Source organism: Streptomyces sp. 147326, from assembly GCF_045000215.1.
Classification (GTDB): Bacteria; Actinomycetota; Actinomycetes; order Streptomycetales; family Streptomycetaceae; genus Streptomyces.
The window spans coordinates 8,245,548-8,259,617 of record NZ_CP134201.1 but is presented as its reverse complement, the minus strand read 5'-3'; the positions used below and the strand labels follow the sequence as shown (position 1 = coordinate 8,259,617).

12 protein-coding genes and 3 pseudogenes are annotated in these 14,070 nt (G+C 70.1%); 7 read left to right on the top strand and 8 right to left on the bottom strand.

Going from position 1 to position 14,070, the window contains the following annotated elements; translation table 11 throughout:
* The first annotated feature begins 175 nt into the window (after positions 1-175).
* Positions 176-715: a DoxX family membrane protein gene (locus tag RIU97_RS38060; RefSeq protein ID WP_404962026.1), complete on the top strand. Its 540-nt coding sequence runs from the start codon at positions 176-178 to the stop codon at positions 713-715.
* A 118-nt stretch (positions 716-833) separates the two neighbouring features.
* A complete protein-coding gene (locus RIU97_RS38055; protein WP_404962025.1) occupies positions 834-1,241 on the top strand; it encodes a hypothetical protein in 408 nt (135 codons plus the stop codon).
* An 800-nt stretch (positions 1,242-2,041) separates the two neighbouring features.
* On the opposite strand, the gene RIU97_RS38050 is transcribed toward RIU97_RS38055, so the two are convergent.
* Positions 2,042-2,809, bottom strand: coding sequence for a class I SAM-dependent methyltransferase (locus RIU97_RS38050; protein WP_404962024.1), 768 nt, complete (start codon positions 2,807-2,809; stop codon positions 2,042-2,044).
* Between the two features lie 92 nt (positions 2,810-2,901).
* Here RIU97_RS38050 and RIU97_RS38045 point away from each other — a divergent pair, with 92 nt between their 5' ends.
* The gene (locus RIU97_RS38045; RefSeq protein ID WP_404962023.1) at positions 2,902-3,411 is read left to right on the top strand and encodes a winged helix-turn-helix transcriptional regulator; all 510 of its coding nucleotides are present in this window, start codon (positions 2,902-2,904) and stop codon (positions 3,409-3,411) included.
* A 581-nt stretch (positions 3,412-3,992) separates the two neighbouring features.
* Here the strand turns inward: RIU97_RS38045 and RIU97_RS38040 are convergent.
* Positions 3,993-4,538, bottom strand: a pseudogene (locus tag RIU97_RS38040) (hypothetical protein); the annotation flags it as partial.
* A gap of 565 nt (positions 4,539-5,103) precedes the next feature.
* Between RIU97_RS38040 and RIU97_RS38035 the strand changes: the two are divergent.
* Positions 5,104-5,604 (top strand): hypothetical protein, encoded by a 501-nt coding sequence (locus RIU97_RS38035; protein ID WP_404962022.1) that lies wholly within the window; start codon positions 5,104-5,106, stop codon positions 5,602-5,604.
* Positions 5,605-5,616: 12 nt separating this feature from the next.
* Here the strand turns inward: RIU97_RS38035 and RIU97_RS38030 are convergent.
* Positions 5,617-6,854 (bottom strand): annotated as a pseudogene (locus RIU97_RS38030) (IS110 family transposase).
* Positions 6,855-7,507: 653 nt separating this feature from the next.
* Here RIU97_RS38030 and RIU97_RS38025 point away from each other — a divergent pair.
* On the top strand, positions 7,508-7,915 hold the full coding sequence (locus RIU97_RS38025; RefSeq protein WP_404962021.1) for an STAS domain-containing protein: 408 nt from the start codon (positions 7,508-7,510) through the stop codon (positions 7,913-7,915).
* A 57-nt stretch (positions 7,916-7,972) separates the two neighbouring features.
* On the opposite strand, the gene RIU97_RS38020 is transcribed toward RIU97_RS38025, so the two are convergent.
* Positions 7,973-8,188, bottom strand: coding sequence for a hypothetical protein (locus RIU97_RS38020; RefSeq protein WP_404962020.1), 216 nt, complete (start codon positions 8,186-8,188; stop codon positions 7,973-7,975).
* 719 nt (positions 8,189-8,907) lie between these two features.
* Entirely contained in the window at positions 8,908-9,678 is a 771-nt protein-coding gene (locus RIU97_RS38015; protein WP_404962019.1) for a hypothetical protein, read from the bottom strand.
* Positions 9,679-10,504: 826 nt separating this feature from the next.
* Here RIU97_RS38015 and RIU97_RS38010 point away from each other — a divergent pair.
* Positions 10,505-10,801 carry a DUF2188 domain-containing protein gene (locus RIU97_RS38010; RefSeq protein ID WP_404962018.1) on the top strand — a complete coding sequence of 99 codons (297 nt, stop codon included), beginning with the start codon at positions 10,505-10,507 and terminating at the stop codon, positions 10,799-10,801.
* Between the two features lie 868 nt (positions 10,802-11,669).
* Here RIU97_RS38010 and RIU97_RS38005 read toward each other — a convergent pair.
* The 3 genes and pseudogenes from RIU97_RS38005 to RIU97_RS37995 form a co-directional block, all read right to left on the bottom strand.
* A pseudogene (locus tag RIU97_RS38005) lies at positions 11,670-11,804 on the bottom strand (cyclase); the annotation flags it as partial.
* Positions 11,805-11,994: 190 nt separating this feature from the next.
* Entirely contained in the window at positions 11,995-12,591 is a 597-nt protein-coding gene (locus RIU97_RS38000) for a hypothetical protein (protein ID WP_404962017.1), read from the bottom strand.
* A 55-nt stretch (positions 12,592-12,646) separates the two neighbouring features.
* Positions 12,647-13,057, bottom strand: coding sequence for an RCC1-like domain-containing protein (locus RIU97_RS37995; protein ID WP_404963082.1), 411 nt, complete (start codon positions 13,055-13,057; stop codon positions 12,647-12,649).
* A 113-nt stretch (positions 13,058-13,170) separates the two neighbouring features.
* Between RIU97_RS37995 and RIU97_RS37990 the strand changes: the two genes are divergently transcribed.
* On the top strand, positions 13,171-13,761 hold the full coding sequence (locus RIU97_RS37990; RefSeq protein WP_404962016.1) for an EamA family transporter: 591 nt from the start codon (positions 13,171-13,173) through the stop codon (positions 13,759-13,761).
* Positions 13,762-14,070 lie beyond the last annotated feature (309 nt).

The following is a 14,070-nucleotide window of genomic DNA, read 5'->3' as shown; positions in this document are numbered from 1 at the left end:
CGCCGCGGGCGCGGCTGCCGCTGTCGCGAAGCCGGCGCCCGCGGCCAGGCCCTCGGCGAGATCGCACTGCCCGGCCGCGCGCTCCCCGGCCTCCCCAGACGTGATCATGCGTGTCTCCCGCTCTCCGCAGCGTTTCGGACCGGATGGACAGGCCTGGTGTGGGCAGGAGCGGGACATGGCTGCCCTACGAAAGCTCGCCCGCCCGCTGCTCGCCGCCCCGTTCGTCACCGGTGCACTACGCACCCTGCGCCGCCCCGAGGCCGTCGCGGAAGTCCCCCACCCCGTTATCCGGGCGGTCGGGAAGCGCGTCCCGGCCCTCGCCGGGGATCCGCAGCAGCTGGTACGCGTCGCCAGCACGATCCAGGTCGCAGCAGGCCTGCTGTTCGCGACGGGGCGTGCCCCGCGCCTGGCCGCACTCACGCTCGCTGCCGCGCTGGTGCCGACCTCCCTCACCACACACGCCTTTTGGACCGTGGAGGACCCGGACGAGCGTGCGCGGCAGCGCGCTCACTTCCTGACCGACCTCTCTGCACTGGGAGGGCTCCTCATCGCCGCCGCGGACACCCACGGCAAGCCTTCGCTCGCCTACCGATCCCGGCACGCACTCGACCACCGGCACCCGGTGAAGGCCGTGCGCCGCCCCGTCGAAACGGCCGCGGTGACTACGGCCCACCGCGCCAAGGCGGTCGCGGCCTCCCTCACCGGCTCCCGCTGAGGGCGGCCAAACCTGCTGCCGCACCTCGGTCCCCGGCCAGCAGCCGTATGGATCGCACGACATCCGGGCCCTGAACGCCGCCGGTTCAGGGCCCTGACCCAACGACGAGGAGCACGACATGGCAGACGCCCGTCGCACCGCCCGGCGGATATCCGTCGGCTCGCTGCTCCGGCCGGCCGCGCTCGGCCCGCGTCTCCTGACACAAACCCTGGCCGTCGCCCGCAGCGCCCTTCGCCGCCATGGCGCAGGCATGGCCGCCGTCTGCCTGACCGCCGCCGAGCACCGGTCGTGCTCCGAGGGGGACAGCAGGTCCAGGTCGGGTGTCACGGGCGGGTCGCGGTGCCGGGACACCTCTACGAACACCGTTCGCCGTCGCGAGCGAGCCCACGAGACGGTCGCGTCCCATACCGACAGCCCGCACGACCTGGCCTCACTCCTCGCCATGCTGGACCTGCTGCCCGGGCCGGACGGGAAGAAGGTCCGACCCGAAGACAGCAAGGACCACCCTGGGCGCGACCACACGTAACCACCGACGCGCACTCAGGCCGGTCCAGCGGGTAGTCCTGTCCCAGGGCGGAGGAGTTCTCCTCGGGGTGGACGGGATGGAAGCGGTATACCGCCGGGAGCAGCGTGGTCTTTCCGCTCCCGTCGGTCGTCGTTCCTTCCCCTCATCTCCCGGCTGGCGTCCGATAGAAGAACAGCTCGGCGCGCGCGCCGAAAGGCTGGGCGCGCCGGCCAGCTGGGCAGCCACGCCCGCTGGTCACGCCAGCCTCCCGTCCGCTCTTGCCTCCTTGCCCGGCCAGCGGGTCTGCCAGGGCCGGGACACCCTGGCCGCAGTCCTCGTCACCGGGATCGGGTACACAGCCGAGATGTCGCCCGGCGGCGCGGCCCGCCGTGTGTTCGGTGGGCCGCGCGTCCGGTTACACCGTCCTCGGCGTCGCCGCCCCCGCGTCGGCCAACACCATCGGGGACAACGTTGGAGCCCTACTGATCGCCAGCCAGAACCAGGGCGCCAACACCGGAAACGACGGGTCCACCAGCAGTCACGGCAGCAGCAACGGCAACACCCTCGCCACAACATCGCCGACCAGTCCAACGCGCCCTCATCAACACCGCGAAGGTCGCCGAAGACGGCCTTCGCTGGACGTACCAGTCGAAGACCTTGACCACGTCGGGGCGGAGGGGGCCGAGCCGCATTCCGCTCCTCCCCCGCTATGCGCTGACCACGGTGCCCTTGACGCCGGACGCATCCGTCCAGGTGGGCAGGGGGCCTCACGGCCCAGGTTGGGTTGGCCGGGGATGGCCGATCCGAGGCCGGGGCGCGGCTCATGCCCGGCGGATCGCGTATCCCAGATATGTCACCAGCGGGCTGCCGTCCGGTTCGATGACCATGCCGACCAGTTCCGGCAGTTGCCCGTCCGTCACCGTGCCGCGCCTGCACCCACGTGTCGCGCGCACCAGGTCGCGTGCGTCGCGCGGCTTGAACGCCGAGACGTCCTTCGCGGACAGCCCCGCCCGGTTGAAGGCCTCGGCGAGTTCCACCGGACGGCGCAACCGCTGTGCGGCGTAGCGGCCACGGGGCATGATCCGGGTGCCCGGGAAGGCCTGGAAGGCGCCGAGATAGATGAGGCGGGACACGAGCGTGCGGTTCACCGTGTCGTAGACGAAGGCTCCGCCGGGGCGCAAAACGCGCGCGGCCTCCGCGAGGACCGCGTCAGGCCGCTCGGTGATTTCGAGGGTGTCGGCGCAGTACACGAGGTCGAAGGAGCTCTCCGGCAGGTCGAGGTGCTCCGCCGGGGTCGTCCGGTAGGTGACGCCGCGTCCCTCGTCCGCGTTCCGGGCGAGGGTGGTCGCGGCAGGGGACGGATCGGCGGCGACGACCTCGAACCCGAGCCCGGCGAGTCCGCGGGCCAGAAGGCCGCGCCCGCTGCCCACGACGAGCGCCCTGCCGGCCGCCGGCGCGAGGTTCGACTCGCCGATCACGCGGCACAGGTACTCCATGCGTACGGACTGGAGGGTCAGGGCCCGGATGTGGCGGCCGTCGACGGCCCCGGAGGCGTCCGAGTCGAGTGCGATGTGCTGGGCGCTGATCATGGCGGGCTCCCTCGTCGATCCGGTCAAGTTCCCCCAAGGAACCTAACATTGACGAGTTCCCTCAGGGAATGCGTAGGCGATACGGTGGGGGCGTGGCCCGTACCTCCCTCTCTTCCGTTGCATGCTCGATCGCCCGCGCGACCGACCTGTTCGGCGACGCCTGGACGGCCCTGATCATGCGGGACGTCCTCGTCGGCATCCGGCGCTTCGACGAGCTGGCGGAGGACATCGGCCTCTCCCGCAAGGTCCTTGCGGCGCGGCTGGCTCGGCTGGTCGAGGAAGGCGTGCTCGCGCGCGAGCGGTACCAGGCGAGCCCGCCGCGCGAGGAGTACGTGGCCACGGAGAAGGGCCGGGAGCTCTACCCCGTCCTGCTGACGCTGATGGCCTGGGGCGACAAGTGGTACGCGGATCCCGCAGGGCCGCCCGCCCGGATCCGCCACGACGTCTGCGGGCACATCGCCACGCCGGTCGTGACCTGCGACGCCTGCCGGGATCCGCTCACGGTGGCCGCCACGACCCAACTGCCCGGCCCCGGCGGACGGATAGGGCCGGGGACGCTGCTCCTGGGGCCGCTGATCGCCGCGCGCGGGCAAGGGACCTGAAACCGCCAGAAGGTACGGCCCCTCAGGGGCGGCGGGGTCCGTCGGGCAGGCGATGGGCGCGCCGGAGACTGTCGCCGAGCGGCGGCGCTCACTGCGGAGCTCTCGACGACCGCGGTGGTCGCCGCCCTGGTGTGAACTGCGATCAGCCAGTGCTTCTTGTCGGGATGGATGGTGCCCGATCGCGCCATCTCGGCCGGCTCTGGCGGCCCTCCGCAACGCTTCAGGAGCTGCGTCCTCGGCATCTGCCCCCAGGCCGTCCGCGCCGACGCCATCCGGGTCTGTCTCTCCCCCGGATTGCAGCTGTACGAACACGCCGCTGGTGACCCCGCCACGAAATCGACACCCACCGGCGTCGGCACCGCACCGTGCCCGGTGCTCCACACGGCGGCCGCGTCCCCCTGACCTCGGCGGCGCTGAGCGGCGCGCGGCCGGGGTGATCCGCGCCCGGCCCACCCGCGCACCGGAGAACTGCTGTCCGCGGTGAAGTTCGTGGCCCACATCCGGCTTCGGTGACCAGCCGGGTGGCGGTCTTGTCGTGGTAACCCAACGCCTTTGCGATGACGGGTGCCGGCAAACTCCGTCAGGTCGCCCCAGACCTGCAGCCCTTCGACGAGGCCGAGGAACCGCTCCGACAGTCCCCCATACCAGCGCCGCATCTCCGCCGTCACGTCCTCGAACGGGCCGTGGGGTGCGGGCTGGGGCGCGTCGACCGCAGCCAGCGACTGCGCGAACGCCGCACCGCCCGGCGGATCCGGGGCGCCCGCGAGGGCGAGCTGTTCGCTTCGGGTCAGCTCCAGGTCATCGACGCCGAAAGGCAGGTCCGACTCACCGAGCGCTTGGAACCATGCCACGACGACGATCACGGTATGGGCGGCCCGCCACAGTTCCGTGCGCTCGGAGCGCCCTTCCGACCGGCCCAGGCGCCGCCCCAGATTCCGTACTGCGTAGCGGCCCAGGCCGACGGTGCGGCCCCGGGCGTCGGCGATTCGCAGCACCCCCGTCCCGATACCGCCCGTTGCCGCGTTCAGCGCTCCGCCCAAAGCCCGGTCCAGTGCGGCGGCGGCGGGCGGATCGCCACCGAGCAGCACCAATGCGTCCGAGAACGACAGCAGTCTGCGCACGCTCATCCTGCCCCCATGAAGACCCGTCCGTCGCTGACACGCCGGCGCTGATCTCCCCACCTACGTGCAGGGGCGCTACCGCGCGGACCCTGCCCGGACACTGTAGTGAACCGTTTCGCCGACCCGGCATTCCCGCCGACACACAGCAGCACACGGACGCCACAAGCAGTCACCAGATGGCCCTGCGGCCTGGGCAGCGAGGATCCCGGAAGGATGCGGCACGGTGCTCCAAGGCGCTCGCGCAACAACAGGCCGCCTACGTGGCGCCCGGTCCCCTCGCACCGCCGCCGGCCCCCGGACTCGAAGCGGACCTCTTCCCTCGGCTATCGCGAGGAAAGACACCTCATGCAGTTAAGCCGTCAAGCCGAGGGGGGCGACCACGCCAGTACCGTTCTCGGAATCGGGGCCGGATCGGAGCACACATAAGCTCTCGATCACAGAGAGGGTGGGGTGCCAGATGTGGTGGAAGCGACGCCAAGACGAGAACCCAGCGATTCCATTGTCGACAGAGCAGTGGCCGGCGTCATCAAATGAGCCTGGCCTGCTGACGCCGAAGCAGCGGGTCCGGGCTGTGGTCGACGCGATCACCGACGGCACCACAGCCCGGCCCGAGCAGCTTCAGGGCCTGCCTGCCGAGGTCGTCCTGGCTGTTGAGCGCGATCAACAGGCTCCGATGGCGGACGCCTATCGAGAGTTCCTTTCCCTGATCGGCGGTGGCGCCGGACGCTTCATGCAGGGGGAGGACGTCTACCACCCCCGCGTCCTTGGCCTGGGGACGGCTGCCCGCGAGCTCCTCGAAGAGAACGAATCGTCCTTCCGCTTCGAGCCCACCGACCGCGTCTTCTCCATGCACCAGGGCTATCAGTTCGAGTTCATGCGAGGCACCGGACCTGATCCCGAGGTCTGGTCATACTCCGAAGGCGAGCACGCAGACGTTCCCCTCCGCAGTTACGCGTCCTTCACCGACTGGCTCCGCGCGACTGCCGAAAGAGAGATACCTGCGTGGAAGCATCACGTCCAGACGGTGCACGAGGAAATCAACGCCGACGGCAGTGTCACATTGCACTGTTAGGCAGTCCCAGGATCAGCTGCTCGTCACTTCCTTGCCCGGGGTGACGGGAAAGGCGGTGGATTCGTCGAAGGAGACCCGGGCCTGAAGGCAGTGGTGGAGCTGGCCGAGCATCCGGTTGAACAGATGCCGTAGCGCCTGCATGTTCCAGTCTCCTCCTGCCCGGCGGCGCCGATAGTGGGAGTCCGCACCGGATGAACCGCTGAGGGAAGCGAAAGCCCACAGGTGGCCGACGTGGTTGAGCCGGTTGTTCTTCACGAACCGGCACCCGACGTAGCGGCGTTTGCCGGAGGCCCGCGTGATCGGGGCCGAGCCGGCGTACGCCTTCAGCCCTGCAGCCGAGGCGAACCGGCTCCTGTCGTCGCCGATCTCGCCCAGAATGCGGGCACCGACCTGGGGACCGATTCCGGGAAAGCTCAGCATGATCGCCGCGTCAGGGTGCGGCCGGAAGGCCTCCTCCGTGGCCCGCGCGAGGTCATCGACCGCCTCGCAGGCGGCGTCCAGCTGAAGCAGCAGGGCCAGTGCCTGCTTGCCCATGGCGTTCTCGTCCAGGGGCAGTTGCCGCGGGGCTTCCCCGCGAAAAAGCTGCTGGATTCGTTCGGCGTCCGTCTCGATGCCCCTGCGGCGGCCGGCTCGCCGGAGCATGGCCGTCAGCTTCCACATCGGCAGCTTGGCCGCCAAAGCAGGTGTGGGCGCGACGGCCAGGATGCGGCGGGCGTCAGGGCGGGTCAGGGTTCCCGGCTTGTCCCTGAACGCCTCGATCATCGTCGGGAAGTACTCCCTGAGCAGGGACCGCAGTTGATTGGCGACCTGCTGCCGGTTCCAGACCGCGTCCTGCTGTACGCGGGCCAGGACGGCGACGGCCTGGGCCAGGTCGGTGTCGGCGGGTAGCGGGCGGTGCACCGGCGCGTCGGTGCGGATGATGTTCGCGAGGACCAGGGCGTCGCCCTGGTCCGACTTCTTGCGGCTGACTCCGTGGCGGTCGCGGTAGCGGGAGGCAGCAATCGGGTTGACTGCGTAGATCTTCCGGGGCCCTGCCGCAGCGTGGCGACCAGCAGGCCGCGGCTGGTCTCGATTGCCACCGGGATCGGCGTCTCTGCGGTGTCGCCGTGCTCGGCCAGAAGGTCCAGCAGCAGCCGGTAGCCGTCCAAGTCGTCGTTGATCCGGCACTTGGCCAGCAGCTTGCCAGTGTCATCGACGAGCGCGACGTCGTGGTGTCCCTCCGCCCAGTCGATCCCGCAGAACACGTCCATGGATCCCGCCCCTTCTCCGGTGCCGTTCTCGAAGACGAGCAGGCGGGGCCGCACGGCGCACTAATTCCAGGGCTCCAAGGCCCGCCACCTCATCAGCCGTGCGCGGCACCGCAAGGCCGCACGGGCGCACGCCGTGTCCAGAGCTCGAAGCTCGTGAGGAGAAACGCGTCACCGTGCGGCAGCTCATCCAACGAGGATCCCGAACCAGACGAGCCCGTGGGGGCAGAACGTGCGAGGACCGGCCGGCGCCCAGCGCCACCAGTCTTTACAAAGACCTCGCACGGTCGGAGGTGTCGTAGGGGTCACCACGGCACCGACCGGACCACACACGTCCTGCCCTGGGCTGGACAACGCCGCCCCGGGCCCAATAGAGATCCAGAACCTCTAATTACTAACGAATTAGAGGTGTCCTCCTCGTCAGGGGGCTTGCCCACCGGGTCTGACCTGCAAGAACAGACCATGTCCGTTTTGGGAGGGTCCCACCTCCGGTCACACCCTCGGTCCCCCGCTGAAAGCAACGCTCCAGCCTCCTTTCGGTGCAACCCCGGTCCGGCCTCTACGCGTGCCTCAGCGCGCCGACACCGGCCCTTCGCCGTACCGGGCCAGGATGGGGCCCCGTGGGTCCGGAGCCTTCGGGTGACGGGAGCAGAACATTGATCAACGTTGACGTCCAGCATTGCGGTAGCTCGATTCTGATCAGCGCCACCGGGGAGCTCGACGAGGGTGCGGGAGAGGTGCTCCAGCGCGCGCTGGACGACGTGACCATGGACGAGCGCGATCTCCTGGTGGACCTGCACGCCGTTGCGGCCATGGACGTCGACGGCCTGCTCCACCTCCTGAACCTGCACCGGCGCGCCGAGCGTATGCGCCTACGGGTCCTGGTCACCGGCTGGCAGCCCCAGCCCCAGCAATGCATGGCCACCGTGGCCGGCATCCCCGGGCCCAGAGCGGGCACCGGGGAGCGCTACGCCCTGGCAGGCTTTCGCCGGCTCCTCGAGGAGAAGGCGCAGCGCGCACGGGAGCGATCCGACTTCGCCGATGGCTGGCTGCCCCGCATCTAGCCACCACCTGGCGTCGCTACTGCGTGGCACGGAGCAGCCGCCGGTACGGAGGGGGCTTCAGGGGGAGGGGTCCCACGCCTCGGGGCCGGCGCCTCGCCATTCCACGAAGTCGGGGTCGGTGAGGTCGACGTCCTCGGCGTCCTCCAGCCCGGCGTCGGCGAGGAAGACCCGGATGCCGGACGGGCGGTGCGCGACCCCGATGGCGACGCCGTCGTAGCGCACCCGGCGCCAGCCCTGCTCGTCGGGCGGATAGACGATCAGCTTGGCGGACATGCGCCCACCCTCTTCCCCGCCCTCCCCGCCGGCACCCGGCCGCGCGCGAACGGGTGACGCCCGCCCCGTGAAGCGGATCGCGGCCTCTCACAGACAGCCGCACCGGTGGCTCCGGCGGCGGGGTACGTTCGGAAATGCGGGGTACGGCCCTGGCCACCGAGGCCGCGACGGGGGCTAACGGCCGACGAGGTGGTGTCGGCCAACTCCGGGCTACCGCGTCCCAGAGGGTGACGCGGCGGCTTCGGGGAGCGTCCCGCGCTGCGGGTCGGCGCCGGACAAGCCCTTCGTTCGGTGAGGCTTGCCCACCGTGGCCCGTGACCGGTCGGCGGGCCGGGCGTGACCGATCTGTCTCCCGCGATCGGTCAAACAGCACGTCAGCGCCGTGACCGACCCGTGCAACTCCCGACCGAGGCGGTGACCGGTCATCGGTCACCCGGCATTGGTCAGCCGCGGCCCCGCCGGAAGCCCGGGACTGACCATGACCGACTCCGCCCTTCCGACACGCTCTGGCCGGGGTGGGCAAGCCGGGATGCGGGGCGGCTTGCCCAGGCTCCCCTTCGGCTTGCCCAGCGTGCGTCGCGGTCAGCTGCGGCGGCGGAAGAAGCCGCGGCTGGGTCTGCCCGGCTCCTGGCCGTCCTCCGGGGGCGGCGGCACAGCCGCTTGGAGGCGAGCGGCTTCCTCGCGGGCGACGTTGTCCGCGTGGCAGGTCCCGCACACCGTCACGTCCCCGGCCGACCAGGCGCGGCCGTCAGCGTCTGCTCGCCAGTCCGTCCCAGCCTCCTCCACACCGCCGCGCCCGTACCCTCCCCCTCGAGCTGCTTCAGGGTCGTGACGACCACCGACAGCACCTGGCCGTAGTTCCGCGCGGTGATCCCCCGGTGGTAGGTCTCGTGCCGGCGGGGCGCCCAGTAGCCGCAGCCGGCCTCCTCCAGCACCTTCACGGTGTTGGCCACCTTCGCCTCGGTGGTGTCCGCGAACACGAACGCCACCGGCACAAGGCCCTCCCGGCCGGTCGGCGGGTAGACCTGGCGCCACATCCGCTTCTCGTGGTCGACGTTCTCGATCGCGTCCGGCCGGGAACGGACCAGGTCCGTGGTGCGCTTGTCCGCGTCCGAGGGCAGCAGCCGGCCCCACTCCCAGTACCGGCGCAGCTTCTGCACCAGGTCGTGGGCGTCCTCGGTGCGGCGGTCGATCTCCAGCAGCAGCACCGGCACCCCGGCCGCCGGCGCCCGCACCACCAGGTCGGCCCGCTGCACGAAGCTGCTGTCGAGCCGGTGGCCGATCTCGGTGTGGAATCCGAGCCGGTGGCCGATCCCGGCACGGTGGAGCTCGGCGGCCGTCGAGGTGACCGCCGCGGCGTGGTCGTCGTATCCGGTGTCGAGCAGTTCCCCGGTGATCGGGTCGTACTTCTCCTCGCGCAGTGCCGAGCCCCGTATGCCCTTCGGCTCCAGTAGCTTCTTCGCCTCGCCGTGTCCCCTTCTGGTGAGCACCCATACCTGTCGCTGGTCTTCCTGTGCTTGGGACGCCTTGGTACATGAGGGTTGTCGGACCCGCGGCGCCCCCTTGACCGCCTGGCATGACCTGCGGATACGTCCGGCCCGGCGGGACGGGGCGCGGAGGGGGTGATGGAGTGGTCCGCGGAGGGGGTCTTCCGGGCCTGGTCGGGGGTCTGTTCAGGCTCGTCGGCGGTGCTCGCCACAGGTGCTCCTGAAGGGGTGGGCGGGCTGATCCCGCCGTTCACCTGCTACAGGTTCGGTTTTCGGCTCTCGTGTAACGCCGGTCCTGGAAAATCCCTCCGCCGAAACCGCATCGTGATCAACCGGAAGGGGGGAGAGTTCTCCCCCCTTCCCCCTCAGGCGCAGGGCTCGGTCTACGGGGCCGGTTCAGGGCCTCACCTGGTGGCTCCCGGCTTTCACCTCTTCCGGTGCTGGGCGGCGCGTGCGCGCTCTGCCCACCGGCCGTCGGCCGCCTCGGCGGCTGTCTGTCGCAATGACGTGCAGGACGTCGTCGGTGAGCTGCTGCGGGTGGGCGGTCCTCAAGGACGTGCTCAAGGTTTCGCGGGTGTCGAAGACGGTGGAGCCGTCGGTCAGCTCCCGGCCGTCCGAGTCCCTGGTGAGCGACCACTCCGAGTCGCCACGGTGGAAGTTCTCGGCACCGGCCGCCTCCGAACTGGTGTTATCAGGAAAGTGGACGGGAATATTCCCTGCAGGCCGGGCCGTGCGGACGGTGCCCCGCCGCACAGTCCGGCCTATGTGCGCTCGCGGACAGGCGCTAGAAACCACCCCTGAGCGCGCCTGATGGGCGAGGAGAAGGACCATGGCAGCGAGAATGACCGTCTACCACGTCTCACCGTCCGGTGACCGAGCCGCCGCCGCAGGCGTGAAGTGGCAGGTCGAGGGCAGAGAAGGCCGTCGGCTGTTGCACGAACCGCACCGCACCCAGAAGGACGCAATCGACGCAGCCCGCCGACACGCCAAGGAACACGAGCCCGCGCAGATCATCGTCCACGCCCGCGACGGTCACATCCGCACCGCGTACACCTACGGCGACGCCCCTGGGACATCCCCCGACGAGCGTGGCCGCAAGGCAGGGGAACGAGGAGGCCTCTACTGAAGCCGTCCCTCGCGGCCACCCCACCTGACGCCCACGAGAGAGCACTTCCTTTCGGCGGACTTCTAGCGGGCGCGCTGTTCAGGTGGGGGCGCAGTGGGGTCGGGTCGGCGATGTCGAAGACGTTTAGGCGCCGGATGGAATCCCGCCTTCACTTGCAGAGGTGTCGCCGAAGCCGACGGTGTGACGCCCGGATCGGGACCGTGGCCGTTTCGTGATCATCGGGCAGGCGGAGCCGAAGCCCGCGCAGGTCAGTCGGGGACCTCGGTCGTGGGGAGGACGAAGGGGAGGAATGCGAGCTTGATCTGCCGCGACGGGTCGCCTGTCGCGTGCAAGATCAAGTCGTATCTCTCTTCTGTGGCGTTGCGGCCGTCTCGCTTGTAGTTCGGATGCTCTCGAACCTTCGCGACTGCCTTCCTGATGATCTCCGAGGGCGAGCCGGCGCGGATGAACAGCAGCAGTGCTGCCTTGGTGTCGCGCCAGAGCAGGTAGCCGAGGAGCTGGTCGAGCGTGTGTCGGTGATGGTCTTGGGGCTCTTCCAGATCTTGCACTCGCCGATGAAGACGTGCTTGTCGCCTTCCCGGACGAGGATGTCCGTCTTGCCCTCCCCGTTGAAGACCTCGCTGGCTGCCCGTTCCTCGAACTGTGCGTTCAGCCCGATGAGGAGGTTGTCCCGGATCTGTTCCTCGTTGAAGTGAGCGATCGTGGAGGGGGAGCGCTCCATCTGGTTGCGCTGGCTCTTGAGTACCGCGAGAGCTGCCTCGTAGTGGTCGTCATCGAGAGCGGGCTCTGGGCGGTACGTTCCGGAAGACGGTGTGACACGGACGGGAACGTGCTCTCTCCGTCGTGTAGTGCGCATCGTGGACGGCGGTCCCGACTGCTCGCGCCTTCCCCCGACGGTGACCCAGGCGACGCGCGCGTCCGGGATCTGCTCGGTGATCTCGGCGTCGAACTCCCGGTCCACCCCGCCGATCTTGGTCACCCAGTGGGTGGGGGTCCTTGACCTGGGACACGGCGCAGGGTTCCTTCCGGCGGGGGCCGCGGTGCGGCCCGCTCATCTGGGACGGGTGGATACCTGCCCGCTGGCCGCACCCACCTGTCGGGCAGGCCCGTGAACCCCTCGGAAGGCCGCTCGATCGACGAACGGGGCCCGCTCAGGGCTCCTCAACCGAACGTTGCCGCGGTCGCCGGGCGTTTCAGTGGGTGGGGTGCCAGTGGTGGCTGCGCACCATGTACGGAGCCAGGGTGCGGGCGCGCCGCCACATTCCGTAAAGCTGCCGGGCCGGGCGTTGCTGCTCGCCGTGGAGGGCGTTGAGGATGATCAGCCCGCAGGTCAGGGCCGGTACGGACCACTGGGCGTAGGACAGGTGGCGTTCGGCCTGCCCGGTGTCGACGGGGAGACGTTCGGCCTTCTCGGCGTCCTGGGGGTTGCCGGAGGAGGCGAGCTCGATCTTCTTGCCGAGGACGCGGGTGTAGGCGGTGGCGGCCAGCGCGGCGCCGGTCAGGACGGTCTTGGCCAGGGTGGTGGCGCAGACTCCCTGCTGGGTGACCACCCGCGCGGCGTTGGCTGCGAGCAGACCGCTGGAGCCGACCAGGTGCATGCCGATCGCGGCCGCGCCCACCGGCGCCCACATGGCCCACCCCGAACTCGCGATGCGGGCACCTTCCTCCCAGCTCCTGCCCTGGGCCTTCGCGGCGCCGTTGAGACCGACCGCGCCCATCAGGGATCCGCCGAACCATGCGGCCAGGCCCACGTCGTGGAGGCTGCGCAGGACGGTGTTACGTTCGGACATGGAGTGACTCCTCGCGGGCGGGAGCGCCGCCAGGGCGCCGGCGCTCCCGCCACCGTCACCCCACGAGACGGGGAGTGCCAGTGCGGCTGAGCCGAACGGCCCGCGGGTACGACGTGGCGGAGCGGGCGGGCCGTGTACCGCTCCGGCCGCTGCCCGGCCTTCGCACCGGCCCCCAGGCCCAGACGGTGCCGTTTCGCAGCAGGGCCAGACTGAAGTCCTCGCCGGCGGCGATGGCCGTGACGTTGTGGGCCAGGTGCCGAGCGCGACTGCGCGGGCGAGCCGCCCGTTCTGTTCCGGTGATGACCAGACCGAGCCGTAAGCCGAACCGCGGGCTTCCCGGCTGATCACCCTGGAAAATGCCGACGAACGGCTGCTTGCCCCCGCTGCGACAAGGCCATGCCGGAAGGAGGTTCTGCGCACGCGCCCGCTCCGACACCCGGGCATCCCCCAGCACCGCCAGCGGCATCGCAGCCATGATCATGTCGGCGCAGCCCATGTTCGCCGTATCCTCGCTGCCCTCGTCCTCAGCGAGAGGATCAGCCCATCCACGCCCTGGCCTGCGCAATAGGCACCGGGGGCGTGGTGTTGCTCGTCTTCAGAGGTACGGCGTCGCTCGACACCATCGGAGTCCTCGCCGCAGTCGCCGGAGCGCTGTGCATGGCCTCGGACATCACTTCGACCAAGCGGTGGGGCCGGCCGGAGGGCATCGGCCTGCTCACGTTCACCGGCTGGCAACTCACAGCCGGCGGTCCGGTCCTGCTGCCGTTCTGGCTGCCGCTGGAAGACCTTCCCGACGGTCTCACCGGCTCCAACGTGATCGGGTTCGCCTACCTCAACACCCTGGGCGCGGTCCTGAGCTACATCGTCTGGTTCCGAGGCATCGAACGCCTGCCGGCCGTGGCGGCCTCCTTCCTCGCGCTAAGCAGCCCGGTCGTGGCGACCCTGCTGGGCTACCTCGTCAAGGACCAGACGCTGTCCGCCCTCCAGATCGTCGGCATGGTCGTCATCTCTGGCAGTCGTGCTCGGCCAGCTGCGCCACCCAAACCGAAGTCCGAGGAGACCCCCTCGGCTTCGCCCCGCACCACCGTCGCGCACCTCCCCGACCAACCGCTCTGGACCAAGAACGCAGCGGATAGCGGCGGGCGCACCTCCCCACGCCATGCGCCTTGACCCAGGCCGAGCGCGAGCGTTGCGATCGATCCGGTGAAAAGGGCGGCGCCGAACGGGTCGGGCAGCGGGTTGGTGCTCTGGCGGGGAAGCTGTCCAACGGTGCTGGCCAGCTGAATCCAGTTGCATGAGGCCCGTGCGCGGCACCGATACTCCGGGACATGAGGAGAATCGCTGAAGTTATCGTGCAAGGCGGTGACCGGTCCCGGCCGCCGGCCTGGTGAGGTGAGCAAGTGCGAAGCCGGATGACCAGGCTGCTGCGGTGACGGTTCCGAGGAAGACGTAGCCGCTTCCCTCGTAGCGGGTGGCTAC

Excerpts from the sequence above, each read along its gene's own strand:
- RIU97_RS38060 (WP_404962026.1), top strand. The coding sequence starts at position 176 with ATGGCTGCCCTACGAAAGCTCGCCCGCCCGCTGCTCGCCGCCCCGTTC.
- RIU97_RS38055 (WP_404962025.1), top strand. The coding sequence starts at position 834 with ATGGCAGACGCCCGTCGCACCGCCCGGCGGATATCCGTCGGCTCGCTG.
- RIU97_RS38050 (WP_404962024.1), bottom strand. The coding sequence starts at position 2,809 with ATGATCAGCGCCCAGCACATCGCACTCGACTCGGACGCCTCCGGGGCC.
- RIU97_RS38020 (WP_404962020.1), bottom strand. The coding sequence starts at position 8,188 with ATGTCCGCCAAGCTGATCGTCTATCCGCCCGACGAGCAGGGCTGGCGC.
- RIU97_RS38010 (WP_404962018.1), top strand. The coding sequence starts at position 10,505 with ATGGCAGCGAGAATGACCGTCTACCACGTCTCACCGTCCGGTGACCGA.
- RIU97_RS38000 (WP_404962017.1), bottom strand. The coding sequence starts at position 12,591 with ATGTCCGAACGTAACACCGTCCTGCGCAGCCTCCACGACGTGGGCCTG.
- RIU97_RS37995 (WP_404963082.1), bottom strand. The coding sequence starts at position 13,057 with ATGCCGCTGGCGGTGCTGGGGGATGCCCGGGTGTCGGAGCGGGCGCGT.